The 25,233-nt window shown below is 75.2% G+C and carries 24 protein-coding genes and 1 tRNA gene; 13 read left to right on the forward strand and 12 right to left on the reverse strand.

Translation table 11 applies throughout. The annotated features are described in order from the left end of the window. The first annotated feature begins 154 nt into the window (after positions 1-154). The 5 genes from ptsP (at position 155) to RDI86_RS01230 (ending at position 5,999) form a co-directional block, all read left to right on the forward strand. Positions 155-1,858: a phosphoenolpyruvate--protein phosphotransferase gene (ptsP, locus tag RDI86_RS01210; protein WP_163184780.1), complete on the forward strand. Its 1,704-nt coding sequence runs from the start codon at positions 155-157 to the stop codon at positions 1,856-1,858. 118 nt (positions 1,859-1,976) lie between these two features. Beyond that, positions 1,977-2,408, forward strand: coding sequence for a globin (locus tag RDI86_RS01215; RefSeq protein WP_044144497.1), 432 nt, complete (start codon positions 1,977-1,979; stop codon positions 2,406-2,408). A gap of 142 nt (positions 2,409-2,550) precedes the next feature. After that, the gene (locus RDI86_RS01220) at positions 2,551-3,399 is read left to right on the forward strand and encodes an acyl-CoA thioesterase II (protein ID WP_308820745.1); all 849 of its coding nucleotides are present in this window, start codon (positions 2,551-2,553) and stop codon (positions 3,397-3,399) included. A gap of 33 nt (positions 3,400-3,432) precedes the next feature. Beyond that, positions 3,433-4,422, forward strand: a complete 990-nt coding sequence (locus RDI86_RS01225) for a DNA topoisomerase IB (protein ID WP_168946045.1) — start codon at positions 3,433-3,435, stop codon at positions 4,420-4,422. Continuing rightward, the gene (locus RDI86_RS01230) at positions 4,419-5,999 is read left to right on the forward strand and encodes an SDR family oxidoreductase (RefSeq protein ID WP_076406699.1); all 1,581 of its coding nucleotides are present in this window, start codon (positions 4,419-4,421) and stop codon (positions 5,997-5,999) included. Before RDI86_RS01225 ends, RDI86_RS01230 begins: the two co-directional genes overlap by 4 nt. A 34-nt stretch (positions 6,000-6,033) precedes the next feature. On the opposite strand, the gene RDI86_RS01235 is transcribed toward RDI86_RS01230, so the two are convergent. From RDI86_RS01235 to RDI86_RS01270, 8 genes are all read right to left on the reverse strand, one after another. Continuing rightward, positions 6,034-6,531, reverse strand: a complete 498-nt coding sequence (locus RDI86_RS01235) for a thioesterase family protein (RefSeq protein WP_043658693.1) — start codon at positions 6,529-6,531, stop codon at positions 6,034-6,036. A gap of 133 nt (positions 6,532-6,664) precedes the next feature. Next, a complete protein-coding gene (locus tag RDI86_RS01240; RefSeq protein WP_251177024.1) occupies positions 6,665-8,419 on the reverse strand; it encodes a GTPase in 1,755 nt (584 codons plus the stop codon). Next, on the reverse strand, positions 8,416-10,557 hold the full coding sequence (locus tag RDI86_RS01245; RefSeq protein ID WP_308820443.1) for a GTPase domain-containing protein: 2,142 nt from the start codon (positions 10,555-10,557) through the stop codon (positions 8,416-8,418). Before RDI86_RS01245 ends, RDI86_RS01240 begins: the two co-directional genes overlap by 4 nt. A 144-nt stretch (positions 10,558-10,701) precedes the next feature. Beyond that, a complete protein-coding gene (locus tag RDI86_RS01250) occupies positions 10,702-11,655 on the reverse strand; it encodes a phosphotransferase (protein WP_308820444.1) in 954 nt (317 codons plus the stop codon). A 199-nt stretch (positions 11,656-11,854) separates the two neighbouring features. After that, on the reverse strand, positions 11,855-13,537 hold the full coding sequence (ettA, locus tag RDI86_RS01255) for an energy-dependent translational throttle protein EttA (protein ID WP_021483138.1): 1,683 nt from the start codon (positions 13,535-13,537) through the stop codon (positions 11,855-11,857). A gap of 135 nt (positions 13,538-13,672) precedes the next feature. After that, a complete protein-coding gene (locus tag RDI86_RS01260; protein ID WP_308820445.1) occupies positions 13,673-14,473 on the reverse strand; it encodes a single-stranded DNA-binding protein in 801 nt (266 codons plus the stop codon). A gap of 44 nt (positions 14,474-14,517) precedes the next feature. Next, entirely contained in the window at positions 14,518-16,104 is a 1,587-nt protein-coding gene (locus RDI86_RS01265) for an ABC transporter (RefSeq protein WP_076406691.1), read from the reverse strand. After that, complete coding sequence (locus RDI86_RS01270; RefSeq protein ID WP_308820446.1) at positions 16,101-17,783, reverse strand: GTPase; 1,683 nt, start codon at positions 17,781-17,783, stop codon at positions 16,101-16,103. Before RDI86_RS01270 ends, RDI86_RS01265 begins: the two co-directional genes overlap by 4 nt. A 132-nt stretch (positions 17,784-17,915) precedes the next feature. Here RDI86_RS01270 and RDI86_RS01275 point away from each other — a divergent pair. Continuing rightward, a tRNA-Arg gene (locus tag RDI86_RS01275) sits at positions 17,916-17,991 on the forward strand. Positions 17,992-18,090: 99 nt separating this feature from the next. Here RDI86_RS01275 and RDI86_RS01280 read toward each other — a convergent pair. Genes RDI86_RS01280 through RDI86_RS01295 form a run of 4 tightly spaced genes read right to left on the reverse strand, consistent with a single transcriptional unit; the run spans position 18,091 to position 20,282 of the window. Further along, positions 18,091-18,279 carry a hypothetical protein gene (locus RDI86_RS01280; RefSeq protein WP_308820447.1) on the reverse strand — a complete coding sequence of 63 codons (189 nt, stop codon included), beginning with the start codon at positions 18,277-18,279 and terminating at the stop codon, positions 18,091-18,093. Further along, entirely contained in the window at positions 18,276-18,686 is a 411-nt protein-coding gene (locus RDI86_RS01285) for a DUF6221 family protein (RefSeq protein ID WP_308820448.1), read from the reverse strand. The genes RDI86_RS01280 and RDI86_RS01285 overlap by 4 nt, the downstream gene beginning before the upstream one ends. After that, complete coding sequence (locus RDI86_RS01290) at positions 18,683-19,900, reverse strand: tyrosine-type recombinase/integrase (RefSeq protein ID WP_308820449.1); 1,218 nt, start codon at positions 19,898-19,900, stop codon at positions 18,683-18,685. Before RDI86_RS01290 ends, RDI86_RS01285 begins: the two co-directional genes overlap by 4 nt. Continuing rightward, positions 19,893-20,282, reverse strand: a complete 390-nt coding sequence (locus RDI86_RS01295) for a helix-turn-helix transcriptional regulator (RefSeq protein ID WP_308820450.1) — start codon at positions 20,280-20,282, stop codon at positions 19,893-19,895. The genes RDI86_RS01290 and RDI86_RS01295 overlap by 8 nt, the downstream gene beginning before the upstream one ends. Before the next feature lie 138 nt (positions 20,283-20,420). Between RDI86_RS01295 and RDI86_RS01300 the strand changes: the two genes are divergently transcribed. The 7 genes from RDI86_RS01300 to RDI86_RS01330 all read left to right on the forward strand — a co-directional run bounded on the left by RDI86_RS01300 (position 20,421) and on the right by RDI86_RS01330 (position 25,105). Continuing rightward, positions 20,421-20,681 carry a helix-turn-helix transcriptional regulator gene (locus RDI86_RS01300; protein WP_308820451.1) on the forward strand — a complete coding sequence of 87 codons (261 nt, stop codon included), beginning with the start codon at positions 20,421-20,423 and terminating at the stop codon, positions 20,679-20,681. Continuing rightward, the gene (locus RDI86_RS01305; RefSeq protein ID WP_308820452.1) at positions 20,678-20,845 is read left to right on the forward strand and encodes a hypothetical protein; all 168 of its coding nucleotides are present in this window, start codon (positions 20,678-20,680) and stop codon (positions 20,843-20,845) included. The genes RDI86_RS01300 and RDI86_RS01305 overlap by 4 nt, the downstream gene beginning before the upstream one ends. Continuing rightward, the gene (locus RDI86_RS01310; protein ID WP_308820453.1) at positions 20,826-21,758 is read left to right on the forward strand and encodes a lambda-exonuclease family protein; all 933 of its coding nucleotides are present in this window, start codon (positions 20,826-20,828) and stop codon (positions 21,756-21,758) included. The genes RDI86_RS01305 and RDI86_RS01310 overlap by 20 nt, the downstream gene beginning before the upstream one ends. 2 nt (positions 21,759-21,760) lie before the next feature. Further along, positions 21,761-22,531, forward strand: a complete 771-nt coding sequence (locus RDI86_RS01315) for an AAA family ATPase (RefSeq protein ID WP_308820454.1) — start codon at positions 21,761-21,763, stop codon at positions 22,529-22,531. Positions 22,532-22,685: 154 nt separating this feature from the next. After that, positions 22,686-23,111, forward strand: coding sequence for an HNH endonuclease signature motif containing protein (locus tag RDI86_RS01320; protein ID WP_175008148.1), 426 nt, complete (start codon positions 22,686-22,688; stop codon positions 23,109-23,111). Next, the gene (locus tag RDI86_RS01325) at positions 23,108-23,431 is read left to right on the forward strand and encodes a hypothetical protein (RefSeq protein WP_308820455.1); all 324 of its coding nucleotides are present in this window, start codon (positions 23,108-23,110) and stop codon (positions 23,429-23,431) included. The genes RDI86_RS01320 and RDI86_RS01325 overlap by 4 nt, the downstream gene beginning before the upstream one ends. Positions 23,432-23,455: 24 nt before the next feature. Further along, complete coding sequence (locus RDI86_RS01330; RefSeq protein ID WP_308820456.1) at positions 23,456-25,105, forward strand: DNA cytosine methyltransferase; 1,650 nt, start codon at positions 23,456-23,458, stop codon at positions 25,103-25,105. Positions 25,106-25,233: the final 128 nt, after the last annotated feature.

Consider the following 25,233-nt stretch of genomic DNA (forward strand, 5'->3'; position numbering starts at 1 on the left):
CTCCTGGCGAGGTTGTCACCGGATCGACGCGGCCCCGCAACGCCCCCGCAACAGGGACGTGCGCGGCGCCTGGCGGTCGGACCGTGACGGGCACGCGTGCGCACCGGCCCGGGCACCCGGGTCGCACGCCCGAGGCGGACGAGGAGCGAGGGTCGTGACGGGCGGAACCGAGGACGAGGCACGGCAGGTCATCACGGGCATCGGCGTGTGCCCCGGCACGGTCGTCGGGCCGGTGGTGCTCATGCCGGAGGCCATCGACGAGCCGGCGCCCGGGCTGCGCATGGGTCCGCGCGAGGACCACGAGGCGCAGGCGCGGCGCGTCGACGCCGCGGCGGAGCAGGTCGCGGGCGACCTCCAGCGCGCCGCCGACGCCGCCGACGGGGACGCGCGCGACGTCCTCGAGGCGACGGCGGCGATGGCGGCCGACCCCACGCTCGCGGCTGACGCGCGGCGGCGCGTGCTCGACGAGCACCTCGTGCCCGAGCGCGCGGTGTGGGAGGCCGCGGAGGAGGTCGTGCGGCAGTTCACCGAGCTCGGCGGGTACTTCGCCGAGCGCGCCCGCGACGTCGCGGACGTCCGCGACCGGCTCGTCGCGGCCCTCACCGACCGCCCCGCGCCCGGCGTGCCCGAGCACACCGAGCCGTTCGTCCTCGTCGCGTACGACCTCGCGCCGTCGGCCACGGCCGCGCTCGACCCCGCGCGCGTGCTGGCGATCGTCACCGACGGCGCCGGGCCGACGTCGCACACCGCTATCGTCGCGAACGCCAAGGGCATCCCCGCGGTCGTCGCGGCCACGGGAGCGAGCGCGGCGCTCGCTCCCGAGGACGTCGTGCTGGTCGACGGCGCGGCCGGGACGGTCGTCGTGCACCCGTCGCCCGAGCAGGTGGCTGCGGCGCGGGCCCGCTCGCAGCAGGTGCGCACGTTCGACGGCACGGGCCGCACGCGCGACGGGCACCGCGTGCAGCTCCTCGCGAACGTCGGCGACCCGGCGGGCGCCGCGGCGGCAGCCGCGTCCGGCGCGGAGGGCGTCGGGCTGTTCCGCTCCGAGTTCTGCTTCCTCGACCGCGAGCAGCCGCCGACCGTCGCGGAGCAGGTCGCCGCCTACCGCACCGTCTTCCGCGAGTTCGGCGGGCGCAAGGTCGTGATCCGCACCCTCGACTCCGGCGCGGACAAGCCGCTGCACTTCCTCACCGTCGACGACGAGGAGAACCCGGCGCTCGGCGTGCGCGGGCTGCGCACCGCCGCGCGCTGGCCGGAGCTGCTCGAGCAGCAGCTCGACGCGATCGCGCAGGCCGCCGCGGCCGAGGAGGCCGAGGTGTGGGTCATGGCGCCCATGGTCTCGACCGTCGGGGAGACCGAGTGGTTCGTCGAGCGCTGCCGCGCGCACGGCCTCGACGTGGCGGGCGTCATGGTCGAGGTCCCGAGCGCCGCCCTGCTCTCCGGGCCGATCCTCGCGCGCGCGGCGTTCGCGTCGATCGGCACCAACGACCTCACGCAGTACACGATGGCCGCGGACCGGCTCCTCGGCTCGCTCGCGGAGCTGAGCGACCCGTGGCAGCCCGCCGTGCTCCGGCTCGTCGAGGCGACGTGCGCGGGCGGGGCCCAGCAGGGCCGGCCCGTGGGCGTGTGCGGCGAGGCGGCGTCCCAGCCGGTGCTCGCCGTCGTGCTCGTCGGGCTCGGGGTGTCGTCGCTGTCCATGACGGCGCGCGCGATCCCCGACGTCGCGGCGCTCCTGCGCGAGGTCGACGTCGACGAGTGCCGACGGCTCGCGCGCCTCGCGGTCGAGGCGGAGAGCGCGGCCGAGGCGCGCGCCGTCGTGCGCGAGAACCTGCCGGTGCTCGCCGAGCTCGGGCTGTGACGTGCGCCCGGACCGCCCCCGGGCGGCGGCTCCGGGCTCGGGAGCGCGCCGCCGCCGGTGCGATGATGGGCCGGTGACGACCGAGCCCACCCCCCGCCCGACGCTGCCCGTCGCCGGACTGTCGAACGGCGCGCCGGCCGGCCCCGCGGGCGCGACCGCGCCGGTCCGCCCGAGCCGCACGTTCTACGACGAGGTCGGCGGGCACGAGACGTTCGTGCGCCTCGTCGACGCGTTCTACGAGGGCGTCGCGGACGACCCGGTCATGCGGCCCATGTACCCCGAGGAGGACCTCGGCCCGGCGCGCTGGCGGCTCACCGCGTTCCTCGAGCAGTACTGGGGCGGCCCGACGACGTACAGCGAGCAGCGCGGCCACCCGCGCCTGCGCATGCGGCACGCGCCCTTCAAGGTCAACCCCGACGCGCGCGACCGCTGGCTCGCGCACATGCGCGCCGCCGTCGACACCCTGGACCTGCCGCCGATCCAGGAGGCGACGCTGTGGGACTATCTGGAGCGCGCGGCGCACTCCCTCCTCAACACCTTCGAGGACTGACCGACCCGCCGCCCGAGCGAAGGAGCCCCCACCCGTGACCCCCGAGCCCACCCCGCCGTCGACCTCCTCGGCCTCCCCCGGCCCGACGTCGGACGCCGCCCCGCGCGAGCAGGTCCCGAACCCGCTGCACCACCTCCTCGACGTGCTGCGCCTCGAGCGGGTCGGCGACGGCGACGGGTCGGCCGCCGACCCGGAGCACTTCCGCGGGGTCTCCGTGCACCAGCCGACGGGCCGCGTCTACGGCGGGCAGGTGCTCGCGCAGGCGGTCCTCGCCGCGGGCCGCACGGTCCCCGAGGGCCGGCTCCCCCACTCGCTGCACGGGTACTTCCTGCGACCCGGCGGCCTCGACGTGCCCATCGACTTCGCGGTCGAGCGGCTGCGCGACGGGCGCTCGTTCAGCGCCCGCCGGACGCACGCGATCCAGCACGGCAAGCCGATCCTGTCGATGATCTCCTCGTTCCAGGAGGAGCAGGGCGGCATCGAGCACGCGTCCGAGATGCCCGCCGCCCCGCCCCCCGAGGAGGTGCCGTCCGCGCTCGACGTGCTCGGCGGCATCGACCACCCCATCGCGCGGTTCTGGTCGCACCACTCGGCGTTCGAGCTGCGGCACGTGGGCGGGTCGCTCTACCTGCACCCGGACCACGAGCCCAAGGACCACCAGATGGTGTGGATGCGGGCGCGCGGCGACGTCGGCGAAGACCAGCTGCTGCACCGTGCGCTCATGGCGTACGCGTGCGACCAGGTCATGCTCGAGCCGATCCTGCGCCAGGCGGGCACGAGCTGGGTCACGCCCGACATGTCGATCGCGAGCCTCGACCACGCGATGTGGTGGCACCGCGACGTGCGCGTGGACGAGTGGCTGCTCTACGTGCAGTCCGCCCCGAGCGCCCAGGGCGGACGTGGGCTCGGCGCCGCGCGGGTGTTCGCGCAGGACGGCACCCTCGTCGCGTCGATCGCCCAGGAGGGCATGGTCCGCCTCCCCGCGCTCTGACGGGCGACGGACGCGCGTCGGCCCGACACTGTCCTGGTGCGACTGCGCCGCGTGACCGTGACCTCGCCGGGGTACACCCGCCGCCCGAAGGGCGACGCGTGGGTGTTCCTCGACGTCGAGGGCCTGCCCCTGGCCGACGAGGAGGAGGTCGCGCGGTGCGAGCGCCTCGCCGTCCCGCCCGCGTGGTCCGACGTCTGGATCTGCCGGTACCCCAACGGGCACATCCAGGCGTTCGGCCGGGACGTCGCCGGGCGCGGCCAGTACCTCTACCACGAGCAGTGGCAGGTGCGGCGGGCCCGCCGCAAGCACGACCACGTGCTCGACGTCGGCCGTCGCCTGCCCGCCGCCCGGCGCCGGGTCGCGCGCGAGCTCGAGCTCCCCGGCATGCCGCGCGACAAGGTGCTGGCGCTCGCGTTCCGGCTGCTCGACCTCGCGTACTTCCGGGCGGGCGGCGAGATCTACGCGAAGCAGAACAACAGCTACGGCCTCGCCACGATCCGCAAGGAGCACGCGCGCGTCCGCCGCGACGGGAGCGTGCACTTCCACTACCCGGCGAAGTCCGGCCAGGTGCGTGACGTGATCGTCGACGACCCGGTGGTCGCCGAGCTCGTGACGACGCTCAAGCGGCGCCGGGGCGGCGTCGAGCTGCTCGCGTGGCGCGACGTGGCCGCGACCGGCAGCGCGGTGTGGCACGACGTCACGAGCGCCGACGTCCAGGCCGGCATCAAGGAGCGCCTGGGCGACGACGCGACGCCCAAGGACTTCCGCACGTGGCACGCGACGGTGCTCGCGGCGCGCGCCCTGGCCGACGCCGGCACGGCGCCCGCGTCCGAGCGCGCCCGGCGCCGGGTCGTCACGGGGATCGTCAAGGACGTCGCGGAGGAGCTCGGGAACACGCCCGCCGTGGCGAGGTCGTCGTACATCGACCCGCGGCTGTTCGACCTGTGGGAGCGGGGCGAGACCATCGGGTCGACGCGCTCGCAGGCGCGCGCCGAGCGCGAGGTCCTGGAGCTCCTCGGATGAGGGCCGCGGTCACCGGGGTCACCGGGTACGTCGGCGGGCGGCTCGTGCCCGAGCTGCTCCGTGCCGGCTTCGAGGTCCGTGCGCTCGCCCGGCACCCCGAGCGGCTCGCGGGCCGCGAGTGGGCGGACGACGTCGAGCTCGTCGAGGCGGACGCGAGCGACCTGGACCAGATCCGGGCGGCGCTCCAGGGCGCCGACGTGGCGTACTACCTCGTGCACTCGCTCGGCACCGGGCGCACGTTCGAGGTCCGCGACCGGCGCACCGCGCTGACGTTCGCGCGCGCGGCGCGCGAGGCCGGCGTGGGGCGCATCGTCTACCTCGGCGGGCTGTTCCCCGACGTGCCGGAGGGCGAGCTGTCGCCGCACCTCGCGTCGCGCAAGGAGGTCGGGGAGATCCTGCTCGCGTCGGGCGTCCCGACGACCGTCCTGCGCGCCGCGGTCATCCTCGGCTCGGGCTCCGCGTCGTTCGAGATGATGCGCTACCTCACCGAGCGGCTCCCGGCCATGACGACCCCGAAGTGGGTCGACAACCGCATCCAGCCGATCGCGGTCCGCGACGTGCTGCGCTACCTCGTCGGCTCGGCCTCGATGCCCGACGACGTGTCGCGCGGCTTCGACATCGGCGGCCCCGACGTGCTCACCTACCGCGACATGATGCAGCGGTACGCGCGCGTGGCGAACCTCCCCCGACGGCGCATCGTCAGCGTGCCGGTGCTCACGCCCCGGCTGTCGTCGCACTGGGTCGGGCTCGTCACGCCCGTGCCGAGCGGCATCGCCCGACCCCTCGTCGAGTCGCTCCAGCACGAGGTCGTGTGCCACGAGCACGACATCGCGCAGTACGTGCCCGACCCGCCCGAGGGGCTCATCGGGTTCGACCGGGCCGTCGAGCTCGCGCTCGAGCGCATCCACGACGGCGAGGTCACGACGCGCTGGTCGTCCGCGTCGGTGCCCGGGGCGCCGTCGGACCCGCTGCCGAGCGACCCCGACTGGGCGGGCGGCTCGCTCTACGTGGACGAGCGCCGCACCGTCGTGGACGCACCGCGCGAGGTGCTCTGGCGCGTGATCGAGGAGATCGGCGGGCAGGGCGGCTGGTACTCGTGGTCGCTCGCGTGGCGCGTGCGGGGCCTCATGGACCGGGTCGTCGGCGGGCCGGGACTGCGCCGCGGCCGGCGCGACGAGCGCTACCTCCGCGTCGACGACGAGCTCGACTGGTGGCGCGTCGAGGCGATCGAGCCCGGCCGCCGGCTGCTGCTGCGTGCCGAGATGCGGCTCCCGGGCCTCGCGTGGCTCGAGCTGCGCGTCGACGAGGCGGCGGCCGAGCTCCCCGACGCGACGGACCCCGACGCCCCGGGGCCCTCGCCGGAGGACGCCAGCGGGCCGGGCCGGACCTACTTCGCGCAGCGCGCGCTGTTCCACCCGCACGGGCTCGCGGGCCAGCTCTACTGGTGGGCCGTCAAGCCGTTCCACGGCGTGGTGTTCGGCGGCATGCAGCGCAACGTCGCCGAGGCCGCCGAGCGCGCCGCCCGCAGCGGTCGTCCCTCCGCGGACCGGCCGCGCGACGACCGAGAGCCGGGCTGACCGGAGCGGCGACGCACGCCGCCGCTCCGAGGGCTCAGCGGCGCCGGCGGAACGTCAGGGGCTCCTCGACGAACGGCTCCCACGCCGCGCGCTCGGCCTCGCTGATGCGCCGGGGCGAGCCCGTCGCGGCGTCGACCACGACGATCGTCGTCGCGGCCTTCGCGTACGGGGCGCCGCCCGAGGTGGGGCCGGTGCGCTCGAAGCGCGCGGCGCCGTCGTGCACCTCGTAGCAGACCTCGAGGCTGGCCCCGCCGAGGTGCCCGATCCACAGCTCGACGCGGACGGGCGTGCGCGTGAAGCCGAGCGGGCGCAGGTACTCGATCTCCTGGCGCGCGACGAGCGTGTGGCTCGTCGCGTGCGGGCCGGTCTCCAGGACGGCCGTCGGCCAGGCGTCCTCGCCCGCGTCCGGGTGGGTCCAGAACGCGGTGATGCGGGCGTCCTCCAGCAGGCGGAACATCTCGACGTTGTTGACGTGCGCGTACGCGTCGAGGTCCGACCACCGCAGGGAGACGGGGACGTGCAGACGGGTCATGGAGGGTCCTCTCGCTCGACGGTGCGGCCCGGCGCGACCGGCGGGACAGGTGCCCCGGTCACCGGACCGGGTCCATTCTCCACCGGCCCGCCGACCACGAGGCTCCTCCGCGCCGAGCCTGGAGGTCGGACGGTCAGGACGCGGCGACGAGGGCCGCGGCGCGGCAGCTCGCGAGCGCGGAGAGCTCCTCGCCCACGGGGAGCCGCACGAGCCGGTCGGCCACCTGGCCGACGGCGTCGCGCAGCCGCCGTCGGGCGCGCGCCGCCCGCCGTCGTCCGCCCACCGCGGCCGCGGCGCGGGACACGAGCGCGACGAGCACACCCACGACGATCCCGCCGAGCGCGAGCAGCGTCGGCCACGGCAGCTCCGGGGCGCCCGGGCCGCCGAGCGTGAGAACCGGCGTCGGCGGCTCGGGCAGGCGCAGGTACGTGAACCCCCACAGCGCGGCGAGCCACAGCAGGCCCACGACGAGCGCCGCGAGCACGAGCCACTGGAACGCGCCGACGACGCGCCACCACACCGGACGGCGGGCCGCCTCGAGCTCGGTCCCCGCGACGGCCTGGTCGAGCGCGTCGGCGAGGTCCGCCGCACCCTCGGACGCCCGACGGCGCACGACGAGCGCCCAGTCGTCCGGCACGCCCGCGGTGGCCTCGGCCGCGTAGTCGCGCACCGCCGTCTGGGCGCCGGCCCGCAGCGCGGCGCCGACCGCCGGGAGCGAGGTCCGCACGAGCTCGGGCCGGCTCGCGGTCTCGCCCGTCCCCAGCTCCTTCGCCGCCCGCGCGCGGGCCGAGCCCGGCGCAGGCCCGGTGCGCAGCCCGATGCGGCGCAGGGGGTCGGGCCGGAACCGGCCGACCCAGCGCGTCACGGGCCAGCCCGTCGCGGCGCGCGCGTCCCGCACGGCCGAGCCGCGCACGGCGGCGACGACCGTCGGGACGCCCGCCGCGGCCTCCAGGGCATCGACGAGGCCGTCGCGCGCGCGGCGCGCCGCCCGCTCCGGGACGGGCTCCCCGCACGCCGCCGCGACGCGGCGCGCGACCGCCCGCACGTCCGCCGCGAGCCGGTCGTTCGACGCACGCCGCCGGGCCGCGGCGTCCGCGAGCAGCCCCCGCAGCTCGTCCAGCCCCTGGCCGGTGCGAGCCGAGACGCCGAGCACGCGCGCGTCGGCGAGCCCGTCCTCGGCCGCGAGCCGGCGCAGGTCGGCGAGGCACGCGTCGGCGTCGGCGGGCGTGAGCCGGTCCACCTGGTTGAGCACGAGGACGACGACCGACCCGTGCCCCGCGAGCGGGCGCAGGTAGCGCTCGTGCAGCGCGGCGTCCGCGTACTTCTGCGGGTCGACGACCCACACGAGCAGGTCGGCACGCTCGACGAGGCGTTCCGCGCGCACGCGGTGCTCGACGACGACCGAGTCGTGGTCGGGCAGGTCGAGCAGCACGAGGCCGCTCGTCAGCTCGCCCGCGCGGCGACCACGCAGGAGCGCGCGCAGTCCCCCGCCTGCCCTCGCGTCGCCCGGGTCGCCGGACGTGAGCGGGGTGCCCATCTCGTGCCGTCGCCGCACCTCGAGCCAGTCGAGGAGGGCGGCCGGTCCCGCCGGGCCGGCGGCCGGTCCCGACGCGCCCCACACCGCGGCGAGCGGGTGGGACGTCGTGGGCCGCTGCACCCCGACCGTCGCGAGCTCGGTGCCCGCGAGCGCGTTGAACACCGACGACTTGCCGGAGCCGGTCGCGCCCGCGAGCGCGACGACGGTGTGGTCGGCCGAGAGCCCGGCCCGCTCTCGCGCGCGGGCGACGACGGTCCGCGCGTCGGCGAGCAGGTCGGCGTCGACGCGCCCCTCCCCCGCGCGCACGGCGGTCTCCAGCGCGGTCGTGCGCGCCGCGAGGTCGATCGTCATGCCTGCTCACCCCCCAGCAGGCGGCGCCAGAACCCCGGCCGCCGGGCTGGCTCTGCCGCCTCGTCCCCCGGCGCGGCCACGGGCTCGTCCGGAGGCGGCGGGGTCCACCCCGCGCCGCGCAGGAGGCGCGCGGCGTGCCGGCCCACGGCGGTCCGGCCGTCTACACCGGCCGCGACGGCGGGGCGTGCGGACCGCTCGACCCGGGCCGCGGCCTCGACCGCGCGCGCCGCCTCGAGGACCGAGCGGGCGGTCTCGTCGGCGTCGGCCGTCCCGAGCGCGTCGAGCTGCGCGGTGTAGCGCAGCGCCTCGTCGTCGAGCACCACGCGCACCCGCTCCGCGAGCCGCTCGCGCGCGGTCCGCGTCAGACGCCGTACGGCGTCGTCGCCGAACACGGCCTCCAGGAGCTTCTGCGCGAGGATCGCCGTCCCGCCCGCGATCCCGACCTCGGCGCCCGTCAGACCGCCGGTCGAGGCGAACACCACGACCATGAGGCTCAGCCCCAGCCCGTTGATGCCGAAGGACAACGCCCGCGCGGCGCCGCGCTTGCCCGCTCCCTGCTCGCGCACGAGGTCGAGGACGTCGGACTGCCAGCCCCGGATCTCCTCCGCGACGCGCGCCCGCACGCCCGCGGACGACCGCGCCAGGTCGAGCCCGTCGAGCAGGGCCGACCCCGCGGGGTCCGCGCGCCACCCGCCGTAGGCGCGCTCGGCCGCGACGTCCGTCGCGTCCAGGACCACCGCCTCCAGGCCGTGCGCGATCGCCTGCTCGACCTGTGGCGCCTGCGCCGGCCGCCCGCGGAAGAACGCCGCGAGCGCGTCGCGGACCCGACCGACGCCCTGCTCGACGGAGCGGAACAGCTCGCTCGTGCCCACGAAGTCCTGCCAGCGCGCGAGCACCTCGCCGCGCAGCAGCGCGCCGTCGCTCGTCGCGGCGTCCACGGTCGTCGCCGCCTCGTCGTACGCGCGCTCGACGACGCCGCGCAGGCGCGCGTCCGACGCCGCCTGCGCGTCGGCCGCACCCGCCACGAGGACCGCCCGGCGCACGAGGTCGTCCACGACCCCGTCACGCGTGGCGGTCGCGACGCGGTCCCGCTCGTCGCCGTCCGCGCCCAGCGCGGAGAGCCACGACGCCACCGCGGCGACCGCCCGCTCGGGGAGGAAGCCGTCGACGAGCTCGGACTCCCCGACGACGAAGAGCGTCGCGGCGTCGAGGCCGTTCTCGTCCATCATCCGGCGCAGGTCGTCGGCCACGGCCTCGGTGCCCGGGTCGACCCGGTCGAGGACCATCGCGACCTGCGCGCGGCGCTCGGCGGCACGGTGCAGGAGGTCCCACGGGACGGCGTCGGCGTAGCGGGCGGCCGTCGTGACGAACAGCCACAGGTCGGCCGCGGCGAGGAGCTGCGCGGCGAGCTCGCGGTTCGCCGTCTCCACGGAGTCGACGTCGGGCGCGTCCACGAGCGCGAGGCCCTGCGGCAGCGCGTCGCTCGCGACGAGGCGCAGCGTGCGCGTCGGGTCGGGCGGCGTGGCGGGCTCGCCGGGCCTGGTCCCGGTACCGGGACCGGTCGGGGTGCCTGTCGCGGTGCCGGGGGCGGCGGACCGGGTGCCGTGCTCGCTCACGCGCGCGAGCCCGGGCAGCACGCGGTCGGTCGAGAACCAGCGCTCGTCGAGCGGGTGGTGGACGAGGACGGGCGCGCGCGTCGTCGGGCGCAGCACGCCGGGCGCCGAGACGTGCTCGCCGAGGAGCGAGTTCACGAGCGTCGACTTCCCCGCTCCGGTCGACCCGCCGACGACGACGAGCAGCGGCGCCGCGTGCGAGCGCAGCCGGGGCAGCAGGTAGTCGTCGAGCTGGTGGACCGCGAGGCCGAGGTCCTCGCGCGCGAGCGCCGCGCCGGGCAGGTCGAGCGGGAGCCGCGTGGCGGCGAGCCGCCCCCGCAGGATCTCCAGCGCCTCGACGAGCCCCGTGGTCGCCGAGGCGCTCGCCGCGACCCCGCCGGCGCGCGGCGCGTCGGGGCGCGGCGCGTCGGGGCGCGGCGCGTCGGGGCGCGGCGCGTCGGGGTGCGGGCCGTCGGGACGAGGGCCGTCGGGGGTCGGCGCGTCCGGACGGACCGCGTCGTCTCCGGAGTCACCGCTGGCCGTCATCCCGTCAGTCTGCCGGACTGCCGCTGGCCAGGCCCGATGGGACGCGGCAGGGTCGTCCCCGGCACCCCCGCGAGACCGGGCGTACGGGTCGAGACCGCCCCTGCGAGGGGCGACCGCGACCGCACGAGCCGGTCCGGCGGAGGGTCACTCCCCCAGGCGGTGCCGGAGCCACGCCACGCCGACCTCGGCCTGCGCCCGTTGGAACGCGCGCAGGTGCGGGATGCCCGGCGGCGCCGGGTCGAGCGAGGACTTGAGGAAGTAGCCGGTCAGCGCGGCGAGGTAGGAGGTCACGGCGTCGGGCTCGACGTCGCGCGGCAGAGGGTGACGCCGCAGCATCTCCTCGGGCGGCGGACCGCCCTCGACCTGCACGGCCGGGAGCATGCCGACCGCGTCGCAGAACGCGGCACCCCGCGCGGCGCACGGCCAGTCGACCGCGACGGCGGCACGGTCGACGAGCACCGTGTTGTCGCCCCGGAGGTCGCCGTGGACGAGGTGGTCCCCCGCCGTGGCCTCGGGCCACGCCGCCGCCAGCACGGCGAGCCGGTCGACGCGGTCCGCGACCCACGGGTCGTACGTTCCCAGGCCCGCCGGACGACGGTCCGCGAGGTCCTCCCACTCGCGCCACTCCACCGTGTCCGCGAAGCGCGGGAGCGGGGAGTCGGCGGGCACCTCGACCTCGCCGATCCGGCGGGCGAGGTCCGCGACCGCCGCGAGCTCGTCGTCGCGCCACGGCGTGGCGACGGCCCGGCCGGGCACGGCGTCGAAGGCCAGCGCGACCCAGGTCCCCGCACCGTCGAGGTCGTCGTCGAGCACCCAGCGGAGCGCAGGCGCCGGTGTCCCGGCGGGCAGCGCCCTCGCGGTCCGCGCCTCGAGCCGGTACAGGTCGGCGGTGAAGGGGTGCTCGGGCCCGACCGCCTTGACGAACACGTCGCCCGCGTCGGTCCGGAGCGTCGACGCGAGCCCCTGCGAGTAGCCGCCGTCGTGGCTCGTCCAGCCCGAGACGCCGGCACCCAGCCGGGTCTCGACGGCAGCGCGGACCGCCGCCGGGAGGTCGGGCCAGGAAGGGCGCACGCGCGAGGGGGCGAGGTCGAGGGTCATGCCGAGGGATCCTCGCGACCTCCGACGGGCGGCGTCAACGCCTTTCCGCGCCGCCGAGCCGCCACGGACGGCGGGGACGGTCCGTCCCGCTGGACCGCCGAGGTCCTGACGGCGGGGCGCCTGGAGGTCTGGACGGGCCGACGCCGGGCGGGAACGGGTCCCGCCCGGCGTCGTGGCCGAGCCGTGCGACGACGGTCGCTCAGTCGCGCGTGAGCTTGCGGTACGTCACGCGGTGCGGACGGGCCGCCTCCGCGCCGAGGCGCTCCACCTTGTTCTCCTCGTAGGAGGCGAAGTTGCCCTCGAACCAGTACCAGCTCGCCGGGTTCTCCTCGGTGCCCTCGTACGCGAGGATGTGGGTCGCCACGCGGTCGAGGAACCACCGGTCGTGGGACACCACGACGGCGCAGCCGGGGAACTCGAGCAGCGCGTTCTCGAGCGAGCCCAGGGTCTCGACGTCGAGGTCGTTCGTCGGCTCGTCGAGCAGCAGGAGGTTGCCGCCCTGCTTGAGCGTCAGCGCGAGGTTGAGACGGTTGCGCTCACCACCCGACAGGACCCCCGCAGGCTTCTGCTGGTCCGGGCCCTTGAACCCGAACGACGCGACGTACGCGCGCGACGGGATCTCGACGTTGCCGACCTTGATGAAGTCGAGGCCGTCGGACACGACCTCCCACAGCGTCTTCTTCGGGTCGATGCCGCCGCGCGACTGGTCGACGTAGGAGATCGACACCGTCTCGCCGACCTTGAGCTCGCCGCCGTCCAGCGGCTCGAGCCCGACGATCGTCTTGAACAGCGTCGTCTTGCCGACGCCGTTCGGGCCGATGACACCGACGATGCCGTTGCGCGGCAGCGTGAAGCTCAGGCCGTCGATGAGCTGGCGGCCGTCGAACCCCTTCTGGAGGTTCGACGCCTCGAGGACCAGGTTGCCCAGGCGCGGGCCCGGCGGGATCTGGATCTCCTCGAAGTCGAGCTTCCTCGTGCGCTCGGCCTCAGCAGCCATCTCCTCGTAGCGGGCGAGACGCGCCTTCGACTTGGTCTGGCGGCCCTTCGCGTTCGAGCGGACCCACTCGAGCTCGTCCTTCAGGCGCTTGGCGAGCTTGGCGTCCTTCTTGCCCTGGACCTGCAGACGCTCCTGCTTCTTCTCCAGGTACGTCGAGTAGTTGCCCTCGTACGGGTAGAGGCGCCCGCGGTCGACCTCGCAGATCCACTCCGCGACGTGGTCGAGGAAGTAGCGGTCGTGCGTGACGGCGAGGATCGCGCCCGGGTACGTCGCGAGGTGCTGCTCGAGCCAGAGCACGGACTCGGCGTCCAGGTGGTTCGTGGGCTCGTCGAGCAGCAGGAGGTCCGGCTTCTCGAGCAGGAGCTTGCACAGCGCGACGCGGCGTCGCTCACCACCGGAGAGCACCGACACGTCGGCGTCCGGCGGCGGGCAGCGCAGCGCGTCCATCGCCTGCTCGAGCTGCGAGTCGAGGTCCCACGCGTCGGCGGCGTCGATCGCCTCCTGGAGCGTGCCCATCTCGGCGAGGAGCGCGTCGAAGTCCGCGTCGGGCTCCGCCATGAGCGCGGAGATCTCGTCGAAGCGCTGCTTCTTGGCGAGGATGTCGGCCACGGCCTCCTGGACGTTGCCGAGCACCGTCTTCTCCTCGTTGAGCGGCGGCTCCTGGAGCAGGATGCCGACGCTGTACCCCGGGGAGAGGCGCGCCTCACCGTTCGAGGGCGTGTCCAGGCCGGCCATGATCTTGAGGATCGTGGACTTCCCGGCGCCGTTGGGGCCCACGACGCCGATCTTGGCGCCGGGCAGGAAGTTCAGGGAGACGTCGTCGAGGATGACCTTGTCTCCGTGCGCCTTGCGCGCCTTGTACATGGAGTAGATGAACTCAGCCACAGCCTGTCGTTCCACCGTTTCGGTCGGGAGAGGTACGGGATTCGTCGACCACTCAGCCTACGCGGTCGGGCCGCCGGGACGCGCCCGACGGCGCCGCGACCGGTCGAAGGTCACGACGCCGCCCCGTCCCACGGCTCAGGCGGCGGCCGTCGCGCTCCCCTTCCGGGCGGTGCGGGCACGCGGCGCACGAGCGCCCGCGGGGCCACCCGCGCCGCGCGGGCCGTCCCCGACGGGCGGGCCTTCCTCGACGGGCACGGCGCCGGGGTCGTCCGCGGCAGGGGGCGCGTCGGCGACGCCCCCGTCGTCGGCGGGACCCGCCGCGCCGGGCTCCCCGCCCAGCGCTGCGGCGACGTCCGCCGCCGCCCACGGGTCGTCGTCGGCAGGCTCGTCGAGCGCGGGCTCGCCGGGGACGGGCTCACGGCCGCCGACGCCCGGCCCCGCGCCCGACTCGACACCGCCCGAGGTGTCGGGCACCCCGGTCGGGTCGAGCGTGCCGGCCGCAGCGGGCGGGACGCCGTCGACCGCGTCGGCGGGGCCGCCCTCGGTGCGGCGCGTGGCGTCGTCGTCGCGGCGGTGCACCGTGCGCGTGAACCGCGCCTCGCCGAGCGTGAGGTCCGGGCCGAGCGCCGTCGCCTCGACGACGAGGCTCGTGCGCGGGCCGTCCGGGCCGTCCCACTCGTCGAGCGAGAGCCGGCCCGTGACGACGACCGGGTCGCCCTTGTGGAGCGAGAGCGCGACGTTGCGCGCGGTGTTCTTCCACGCCTTGACCGTGAACCACAGCGTGCGGCCGTCGACCCACTCGCCGCGCTCGCGGTCGAGGTAGCGCCGGGTCTGGGCGATCCGGAAGCTCGTGAAGTCGTTGCCCGACTGCGAGCGGAACAGCGTGGGCGTGGTCGCGACGAAGCCGGACAGCGTGACCGTGACGTCACCGGGCATGGTTCCTCCTGAGGTCGACGGCCGGGCTGGTCCCGGCCACCGCCTCAGGGTGCGGTGGGAGCGGCGGGGGCGTCCGGCGTCGGGCCCTCGCCTGTGGACGAGCCTGCGCCGTCCATGCCTGGGGGTAGCCGTAGCGCCCCGGTGAGCGGTGCGGCGGGGGTCTTGTCCCGCGCGGACTGCGCCAGCTCGCGCACCTGCCGGTGCAGGTCGAGGAGCTCCTGGGTGGGCCGGCCCATCGCGTCCTGCACGACGCGCTCGATCGCGCCGCGCCCCGAGGCGAGGACCTGCTGCTCCCGGCGTCGGGCGAGCGTGCGCCGCACCTGGAGCGCGACGAGGAACGCGACCACGGCGCCCAGGACGGCGACCGCCGCCACGACCGCGCACACCGTGACGAGCGTGCGCCCGAGGTCGAGCACGCGCAGCGACCCGAGCACCGCCAGGACCCCCGCCACGACCCCGACCGCGAGCGCCGACCAGGCCGCGCGCCGCGTGGGGCGCGAGGACGACGGCCCGCGCGTGTCGAGGGGGATCTTCGCGAGCGCGGACCGCGTCGCCTCGGCGACGCGCGGGGACGGCGCGACGGCCTCGTCGAGGGCCTTCTGCCAGCCGGACCGCAGCGAGCGCCCCGCGCGCGCGAGCCAGCGCGAGCGCGACAGGGCGACGGCGTCGGGCTGCGGCGGCGAGAACTCGGGCCGCCCGTACCCGTTGCGCACGGCCGCGCCGACCTGGCCCGCGACCGCGGCGAGGCCCGTCGCGTCGGCGAGCGCGTCGACCTCCTCCTCGACGGCCGTGCTCATCGTCCACGGGACGTCGCCCGGGAGCTGCTCCAGGAGGAGCGCCCCGGCGCGGTCGAGCTCGCCCGCGACGCGGCTCGCGGCGACGCTGCGTCGCGCGACCGCCTGCTCGAGCAGCGACCGCAGCTCGTCCAGGCCCTCGCCGGTGCGCGCGGAGACGGTGGTGACGTAGACGCCGTCGAGCCCGTCCTCCTGCAGGAGGCGGCCCATGTCCTCGACGAGCGACGCGCGGCGCGCCTCGGGGACGGTGTCGATCTGGTTGAGCGCGACGACCATGGAGCCCTCGAGCCCCGTCGACTTCTGCAGGTAGCCCGAGTGCAGCGCGTCGTCGGCGTACTTCTGCGGGTCGACGACCCACACGAGCAGGTCGACGAGCGGCAGCACCCGGTCCACGACCGCGCGGTGGGCGGGCTCGATCGAGTCGTGGTCCGGGAGGTCGAGCAGGACGAGGCCGCCGAGCGCCGACTCGTCCTCGGCGTCGAGCTCGCCGTCGCGCGTGATGCGACGCTCGGGGTCGACGTCGAGCCAGTCGAGCAGCGCCGTCGCGGCGTCGCTCCACGAGCACGCCGTGACCCGGGCCGTCGTGGGCCGCTTGACGCCGACGTCGGCAAAATCGAGGCGCGACACCCGGTTGAAGAGGCTCGACTTGCCCGACCCGGTGCCGCCCGCGAGCGCGACGACGGTGTGGTCGACGCCGAGCGCGAGCCGTTCGCGCACGCCGCCGATCGCGTCGCGCACCTGGGCCGCGACGGCGGGGTCGAGGCGGTCGCCCGCGAGGTCCACCGCGCGCGCGAGGTCGTCGACCCGGGCGCGCAGCTGGGCGTCGTGGGACGTCACATGAGCCTCCTCAGCTCGGCGAGTCGTAGGCGCAGGCCGACGGCGGCGTCCGCGGCGAGCGCAGGGTCGGCGAGCGTCGTGAGGACCGGCTCGGCCTCCCGCTCGACCATGGTCGCGGCCCGGTCGGCGAGGTCGTCGCGCAGCGCGGCGACCGCCTCGTCGCCCTCGTCCGCGAGCACGGTGCGCACGAGCCGGGCGGCGTCGTCGTTCCCTGCCGCGCCGGCGAGGAGCAGCGCCGCGACGCCCGTCTCCCCGAAGGCCTTCACCGCGGCACGGCCCGCCTCCGACGCCGACGGCGCCCCGAGCGCGGTCACCACGTGCTCGGCGCGCGTCGCCCACTGCTGCACCTGGGTCGTCGCGGACGCCTCCCGGCGCGCGGCGGCGGCGTCCTCGGCGGGCAGGACGGCGGCCCCGCCCGGCAGCGGGCGGTCGCCGTCGAGCGCCGCCCGCAGCGCCTCGTACGCGAGGACGCCGTCCGCGGCGAGCGTGCGGCGCGCCGCGTCGCGGGTCTCGTCGAGCAGCGGGGCGAGCACCAGGTCGCGCGCGCGGCCCCGGCGGCGGGACGACCGCACGACGCCGCCCCGCACCTTGACGCGGTCGACGCGCGCGGCACCCGTCACCTGGGCCCAGCGCGCCTCGAGCGACCCGTGCGCGACGGCGCCGTCCAGCGCGGTGCGGCGCACGGTCTCCTGCACCGGCGGCAGCGCCCGCTCGACGGCGGAGCGCAGGTCCGCCGCGGCCTCGACCTGCTCCTCCACCGCGTCCGAGACGCCGGTGACCCAGTCGGGCAGGGCCGCGAGCGACCCCTTGAGCGTGCGCACGATCACCGCGCGGGAGCGGTCCGGGCCCGCGAGCATCGTCAGCCAGCGCGCGACCGGCGCGACGACCGAGCGGTCGAGCAGGCCCTCGTGCGGGCCGACGTCGGGCACGACGAACAGCGGCACGCCGTCCATGCCGTGGTCGCGAAGCCGCTGGAGCAGGTCGCCGCGGATCGTCGTGAGCGTCTCGCGCGGGACGCGGTTGAGGACCATCGCGACGCTCGCGCCGCGCTCCTTCGCGCGCGACAGCGCCTGCCACGGCAGCGCGTCGCCGTAGCGCGACGCGGTCGTGACGAACAGCCACAGGTCCGCCGCCTCGAGGAGCAGGCTGGCCGTGTCGCGGTTCTCCGACAGCAGCGAGTCGAGGTCCGGGGCGTCGAGCAGGCCCGTGCCGCGCGGCACGCCGTCGTGGTCGATCACGCGCGCCACGCGCGTCACCGGGCCCTCGACGATGACGTCCGCGTCGAGCGGGTTGAACGCGAGCACCGGCTCGCGCGTCGTGGGCCGCAGCACGCCTGCCTGCGACACCTCCTCGCCGAGCAGCGAGTTGTACAGCGTCGACTTGCCCGCCCCCGTCGACCCCGCGATGACCACGATCGCGGGCGAGGACAGCTCCCGCAGCCGCGGCAGCAGGTGCTCGTCGAGCTGGGTGAGCAGACGACGGCGCGAGGCGTCGGCCTCGGTCGCGCCGTCGATCGCGAGCGGGAGGCGCACGTCCGCCACGTCGCGGCGCAGGTCGCGCGCGACGTCGAAGACCGTGACACCGAGCTCCTCGGTCGCCTGAGCGGGGCGCCACGAGCCCGGCGACCGGCCGGCCGAGGTGGCGCTCGCGTCGCTCGTGGCGGCGTCTGGGGTTCTCACTGGTTCATAGTGACCGCTGTCGAGGGCCCCGCCAAACGCACGCGCCGGACGACGCACGACCACCCGACCTGCGGCTCCACCACCGCGGCCCCACCTCCCGAGCACGCCCGGCGCCCACTACGATGGGCGCGCGCCTCGATAGCTCAATGGATAGAGCAACGGCCTTCTAATCCGTAGGTTGCAGGTTCGAGTCCTGCTCGGGGCACCACCGAAACGGCCCGTGACCAGCGCAAACGCTGGCACGGGCCGTCTACGCATTTCGTCTACTTTCCTCGGTGCCCACGTTTTCCCCACGGAAACGCGCAGGTCAGCGCATCGAGACAACGACGTCCACGTCCGGAGAGTCCGGCGTCCACATGACACCCGCCACGGTGAACCGCTTCGAGTCGATGTCGACGCAGTCTCCCGCCCTCGGGGCAGCAGGCATCTCCCGCTCGAAGGAGTGCTCGCCGTAGCGGTCGCTGGACAGGTCGAGGCGGACTCGCAGGACGGTCATGGACGCCATGCCTCGTCGTAATCGGGGTGGCCCGCGTAGGGCAGCGCGAGAGCCCGGAGCGTGGCGTCGAACGCCAGGAGCCGGGCAGCGAACAGGTCGCGGGCCTCTCGAGGCGCTTCGTCGCGGTCGCGCTCGCACTGCTCGCGGTAGTCGACGATGCGGCGCTTGGCCTCGCACTCCGTCAGCACGCGCGCCGGGTCGTGGCGGACGACGTGGTACGCGACTTCGGAGGTCTGGAAGGTCCAGTCACGCTCGCCCTTGGCCGCGCGGATGACGGGGTCGCCGTCTGCGCCGATGATCGCCTGTGGGAGGCTCTCGCGATCAAGCGTCCACGGCCCGGGTTCGGCGTCTTGTGCGGCGGTTTCGTCCTCTTCGATGCGGGCGAGCAGGAACTCGGTGAGCGTCATGGCTTCCCCCTCGGGACGATGGTGTCGAGCACGGCGCGGACGTCGGGCCCGGCGTGGGTCTTCTGGACGTAGTGGCGAGCGGTGACGTCGGTCCCGGCGTGGCCGAGCTGCCCGGCCGCAGCGGCGAGGTCGGCGTTCGCGTCGATGAGCGTCGCGACGGTCTTGCGGAACGTGTGCGGGGTGACCCACCCGAACCCGGCCTGGTCGCGCACCTTCCGCCACGTCTTGCGGACGTTGTTCGGGTCGCGCAGCGCGCCGTTCCTGGACGGGAACACGAGGTCGTGCACGTTGCCCGCGGGCTGCGTGACGCGGCGGCGCAGGAGCGTGTCCGTGGCGAAGCGCGGGAGGAGTAGGCGGCGGCGCGACGTCGACGTCTTCGGGTGCGCTTGCCGCTCGAGGTGCCAGCGCCCGGCGTCGTCCTTCACGTTGATGATCGTGCCGGTGATCGTCACGGCCGCGTGGTCGGGGTCGAGCTCGACGTCGGCCCACCGGATCGCGAGGAGCTCGCCGATGCGCGCGCCGGTCGCGAGGAGGACGTCGACGATGTCGAGGAGGTCGTCGGCGCGGCGCGGGCCGCGCGCGGGCTCGATGTAGCCGCTCGTCGGCTTGATCGGGCGACCCTCCTGCCAGGCGAGGGCGGCGGCGCGCAGCGTTGCGACTTCCTCGAGCGTGAGCGCGCGCGACTCGGGCCGGGTCACGGTGATGTCGGCGACGTCGCGGACCGGGTTTGCGGTGGCCGCGCCGTGGCGCACGGCGAGCCCGAGCGTGCCGGACAGCACGGTTCGGCAGAGCTTGGCGGTGGGCGCACCGACGCGGGTCGTGACGCCCTTGAGGAACGCGTCGAGCCGGGACACGGTCGCTTCGCGCACGAGGAGCCCGCCGACGCCCGGAAGGACATGGTCGTCGAGCACCTCGCGGTAGCGGCGCACGGTGCCCGCGGCGAGGTCGCGTGCGCGCACCTCGGCGTGCCAGACCTCCGCGACGACGCGGAGCCGCGTGTCAGCGGTGATGTCGTCGCCGGCGGGCGCGGAGCGTTCGGTGAGGTACGTCGTGAGCGCCGAGCGGGCGGCGTTCTTCGTGCGGCCGGTGCGCTCGACGAGGCGCGTGACGCCGTCGTAGTCGCGGAACCGCGTCCGGGCCCGGTAGCCGCCTCGCGGGAGCGCGGTCACGAAGACGGTCCCCCACGTGCCGACGGGGAGGGGCGGCCTACCCATCCTTGGTCTCGCGCGCCCAGACGACGTCGACGAGGTCGGCGATGATCTGGCGCGACTGCGGGGTGATCTGCTGCAGGCGGTCCGCGATCACGCTGATGTCGGAGTCGGGGAACGTGTCGCTCTCCGCGATGCCGGACGAGACGAGCGCAGCGCGCTTCACGACCTCGGGCGGTAGCCGTAGGCCCTTGGCGAGCTTGGTCAGGGTCTCGTCGCGCGGGAGCTTCGCGCCGGTGCCGATCGCGAGCTGCCCGACGCGCGCTTTCGAGAGGCCGGCGGCGCGGGCGATGTCCGCGTAGGAGTCCCCCGTCGCGTCTTGGTGTCGGCGGATGAGCTCGGCGAGGCTCAACCGCGTGGGCATGCTCGGGTTCGCTCCATCGTTCATGCGCGGGAGTCTACAAGTTGTAGACGATCGCGTCTAGCAGTGGACGGCTCGCTGACCAGTAGGGATAGACGATGGCCGCGCCTGGTGCTACCTTCGTGGCGTCTACTAGTAATAGACGTTCGACTACGAGGGGTGACCGTGACCACGAAGACCAGCAAGCTGACGGTGATCGCGAAGCGCGGTCCGCTCGCGGCGGCGATCAAGAAGAGCGGCCTGTCCTACCGCGAGCTGCAGGAGAAGACCGGGCAGTCGCGCTCCGCGATCAACAACCTCGTGCGCGACGGCCAGCGGTACGCCATGGACGAGGAGCGCGCGAAGGTCCTCGCGAGCGTCCTCGGTGAGCCCGTCGAGCGGCTGTTCGCGCACAAGAACGGCGACCCGCTCGGCGGCGTCCAGTGAGCTTCGAGTCCTACCTCGCGAACGAGGTCGAGCGGCACGACGAGCGGCGGTGCCTGCGCTGCGACGACGAGCCCGTCGAGCACGACGGCGACCTGTGCCGCGAGTGCGTCGCCGCCGTCGAGAGCGAGTACGAGGAGGCCACCGGTGACGACGACGCTTCCTGACGGACTCCGCGGGCGGCTCATCCTCCCCGCCGCCGAGTACCGCCGCTCGCGCCTCCCGTGGCTGCGCGCGCGCCGCACCGGGCTCGGTGCGTCCGACACGTCGGCCGTCCTCGGCCTCAACCCGTGGGCGACGCCGTACTCGGTGTGGGCCGACAAGGTCACCGCCGCACGGCCCGTCGACCGCGTCGTGTCCGAGGCCGCTGAGTGGGGCTCCGAGCTCGAGGCCGTCGTCGCGCGTAAGGTCGCGACCCGGCACCCCGACCTCGGCAAGATCGCGCCGACGCCGGGCCTCCTCGCGCACGAGGAGCACCCGTGGATGCTCGCGACGCTCGACCGCCTCCTCGTCCCGCGCGGCCAGCGCGACGCCGCGCCGACGTGCCCGCTCGAGGTCAAGACCGTCAGCGAGCACATGTACCGCCACCACTGGCTCGACGGCGTCCCGCCGACGCACATCCTCGTCCAGGTGCAGCAGCAGCTCGCAGTTACGGGCTACGACCACGCGTTCGTCGCGGTGCTCGTCGGCGGCCAGTACATGCCCGAGCCGTTCCGCGTCGAGCGGGACGACGCGGTCATCGCGCGGATGACGGAGTACGCAGGCGAGTGGTGGTCGCAGTTCGTGGACGGGCGCACCCCTCCCCCGCTGACCTACGCCGACCGCGCCGACCTCGCCGTCGTGCACCCGGGCGACCTCGACCTCGACCCGCTCGTCGCGGACGACGCGGTCCTCGCGGCCTTCGCCGACTACGTCGACGCACGCCGTCGTCGCGACGAGGCGATCGAGGACATGGACCGGAGCGGCTTCCTCGTGAAGCGCGCGCTCGGCGACCACACCGCTCTCGCCGACGAGTTCGGCACGATCCTCGCCACCTGGCGACCCACCAAGACGGGACGTTCGTTCCGCGTGAAGGGATGACCATGACCACCGACTCCACTACCTCCCGCACGTCGCTCCTCGACGTCGTCGCGGCCCGCACGGGCAAGGCCCCGGCCGCGCCGCGCGAGCGTCGCACCCGACCGCTGACCGGCACCGCGCAGCACCCGCTCGTGCTCCTCGCCGGCGGACCGAAGGTCGGCAAGTCCTACGCTCTCGCCGCGGCTTCCGCCGATCGTCGCGTCGCCCGGCTCGCCGTCGTCGAGGTCGGCGGCGACCAGGGCGCGATGGACGCCTACGGCGCGATCCCCGGCGCGCGCGCCGAGCTCGTCGAGCACGACGGCACGTGGGCCGACATCACGGCCGCGATCCAGGCCGAGTGCGCCGCCGAGCCGACGCCCGGCGGGCTGAACGTCCTCGCGATCGACGGCGCGACCAGCCTCTGGGCGGTGCTGTCGCGCGAGGCGCAGCGAGGCGGGCGCGACCTGGGGCCCGGCGGGTGGGCCGCGGTGAACTCGACGTGGGCCGACTTCCTCACCGTGCTGCGCACGTTCCCCGGCCCGGTCGTCCTCACGGCCCGGGTCGACGGCGAGACGATCGTCGACGACGCGCTCGGCCGCATCCGCACGCAGCGCGACCTCGCGTTCGAGACCGACGTCGTCGTGCAGGCCACCGGGCACCGCCGGTTCACACTCGCCGGCGCGCGCTCCCTCGCGCTCTCCGACGTCGCCGAGTCCGGCCCGGTCGAGCTCGGCGACCTCGTGCTCGCCGACCTGTTCGAGCTGCTCGGCGCGGACGAGGCGGGTGCCGAGTGAGGCCGCGGGCTCGGTTCAAGGTCGGGTGCTCGCGGCTCACGGGCCTCTGGTACGCGTTCGACCGCCTTACCGGCACGGTCGTGACCGCGCCGACGCACCCCGAAGCGATGGAACGGTGCCGCATGCTCGCCGGCGCGGCCACGGAGCCGACGGCGTGAAGCGGTCGAAGCCGTTGACCCGGCGCACCCCGCTCGCGCGGTCCGCGACGCCCCCGAAGCCTCGCGCGCGGACGAAGCGGTACGTGCCGCACGTCATCCCCGCGCGGCTGCGCATGGACGTGTACGCCCGCGCGGGCGGGCGCTGCGACCTGTGCCGCATCCCGCTCGCGGGCAACGCGTTCGACGCGCACCACCGCAAGCTGCGGTCGCGCGGCGGCGAGGACTCGCTCGAGAACCTCGTCGCGCTGCACCGGCACTGCCACGACTGGGTGCACCACCACCCGGCGGACGCGACCCGGCTCGGCTTCATGGTCGCCTCGCACGCCGACCCCGCCACCACTCCCCTGCACCTGCACGGCCGGACCTGGGTCCTGCCCGACGGCCGTGCGTTCGTCCCGACGACACGAAGGAGCACGACATGAGCACCGCCCTCGCCCGCCGCACCGACCCGGAGACGTCGCACCTCGCGGCGAGGCGCGCGGAGAAGCACGAGCCGACCGTCCGGGCGTGCGTCCTGACGGTCCTGACCGAGGACGGACCCCTGACGCACGACGACCTCATCCGGGCGTTCACGCGCCGCGGCGTCGACGAGCTCGACTGGCCGCACGCGACGGCGTCGTCGATCCGGACGCGCTGCCACGAGCTCGTGGACGACGGCCTGGTCGAGGTCGTGCCGGACGAGGTCGGGCGGTCGGCCAACGGCGGCAAGGCGCGTCTCTGGCGCGCCGTCAACGTCCACTAGTAATAGACGAAGGAGCGAACTTCGATGTCCAACCTCACCATGACCGACCTGTTCTGCGGCGCTGGCGGCTCGTCCACGGGCGCGGTGTCCGTCCCTGGCGTGTCCGTCCGGCTCGCGGCAAACCACTGGGACCGTGCGATCGAGACGCACAACACGAACCACCCCGACGTCGACCACCTGCAGGCCGACATCTCGAACACCGACCCTCGGTACGTCCCGACGACCGACATCCTCTGGGCCTCCCCGGAGTGCACCAACCACTCGCGCGCGAAGGGCCGCAAGCAGCACAAGCAGCCCGACCTGTTCGGGGACGTGCTCCCGGACGAGGCCGCCGAGCGGTCCCGCGCGACCATGTGGGACGTCGTTCGGTTCGCCGAGACCCACCACTACCGGGCCGTGCTCGTCGAGAACGTCGTCGAGGTCGTCGACTGGTCCGCCGAGTGGGGCGTCAAGGGCGGCCTCTTCCAGTCCTGGCTCGGCGCGATGCACGCCATGGGCTACCGCCACCACATCGTGTCGATGAACAGCATGCACGCGCAGGGCTACGGGCTGCCCGCGCCGCAGTCTCGCGACCGGGTCTACATCGCGTTCTGGCGGCAGGGCGAGCGCGCGCCCGACTTCGAGCGGATGCAGCGTCCGCGCGCGTACTGCCCGCGCTGCGACGAGGTCGTCGACGCCATGCAGTGGTGGAAGAAGGGCGACGGGCAGGCCCGCCCGGGCCGGTACCGCTCGCAGTACCTCTACCGCTGCCCGAACGTCGCGTGCCGCAACGAGGTCGTCGAGCCGGCGTGGCTTCCGGCGAGCTCGATCATCGACTGGACGAACCCGGGCGTCCGGATCGGCGACCGCGACAAGCCGCTCGCCGAGAAGACGATGCGGCGCATCCAGGTCGGGATCGAGCGGTACTGGTCCCCGATCCTCGCGGAGAACGGCGGCAACCCCTACGACGCCGCCGACCCGAAGCACCCCGGGTTCGGCAACCCCGCGTCGTACTACCGGGCGTGGCCGATCACCGACCCGACGCAGACGATGCACACCCGCGAGTCCAAGGGCCTCGCGTACCACCCGCTCATGGTCCCGGTCGAGGGCCGCGAAGGGAAGGAAGCGCGCATCGCCGCCGAGGCCGCGCGCACCATGACGACCCGCAACGAGACCGGCCTTGCGCTCCCGCCGTTCCTCCTCGACCGGAGGTTCGAGTACCGGGCGCGGAACCTCGACGACGCGATGCCGACGCTCACCGCGAACGACACGAGCAAGGCGCTCGTGCACCCGCCGTTCATCGCCGAGCTCCGCGGCGGCGGGTCGACCGCGCGGCTCGCCGGCGACCCGCTGGCGACCGTCACGGCGTCCGGCAACCACCACGCGCTGATCCACCGGAACAACGGCGGCGGCGCGGAGATGACCACGCCCGCGTCCGAGCCGGTGCGGACCGTCACCACCGCCGGGCACCAGTCGCTCCTCACGGGCGGCACCGTCAACATCGACGACGTCCGCTTCCGGATGCTCGAGCCCGACGAGATCAAGCAGGCCATGGCGTTCCCCGCCGACTACGTCATGGTCGGCAACCGGCGCGAGCAGGTGAAGCTCTCCGGCAACGCCGTAACCCCGCCGGCCGCACGCGACCTCGTCGCGACCGTCGTCGCCGCGATCACCGGAGAGGACGTGGCGGCGTGAGCGCCGAAGAGGGCACCACCGTCCCCCTGTGGTGCGCCGTGTGTCAGCGCTTCGTCGACCACCACGCCGCGACGGTCTCGGTCACACGCGGGGGTCGCGTGCTGCACGTGACACCGGAGGTCCTCGCG

It is taken from the genome of Cellulosimicrobium sp. XJ-DQ-B-000, from assembly GCF_031119065.1.
Lineage (GTDB): Bacteria > Actinomycetota > Actinomycetes > Actinomycetales > Cellulomonadaceae > Cellulosimicrobium > Cellulosimicrobium funkei.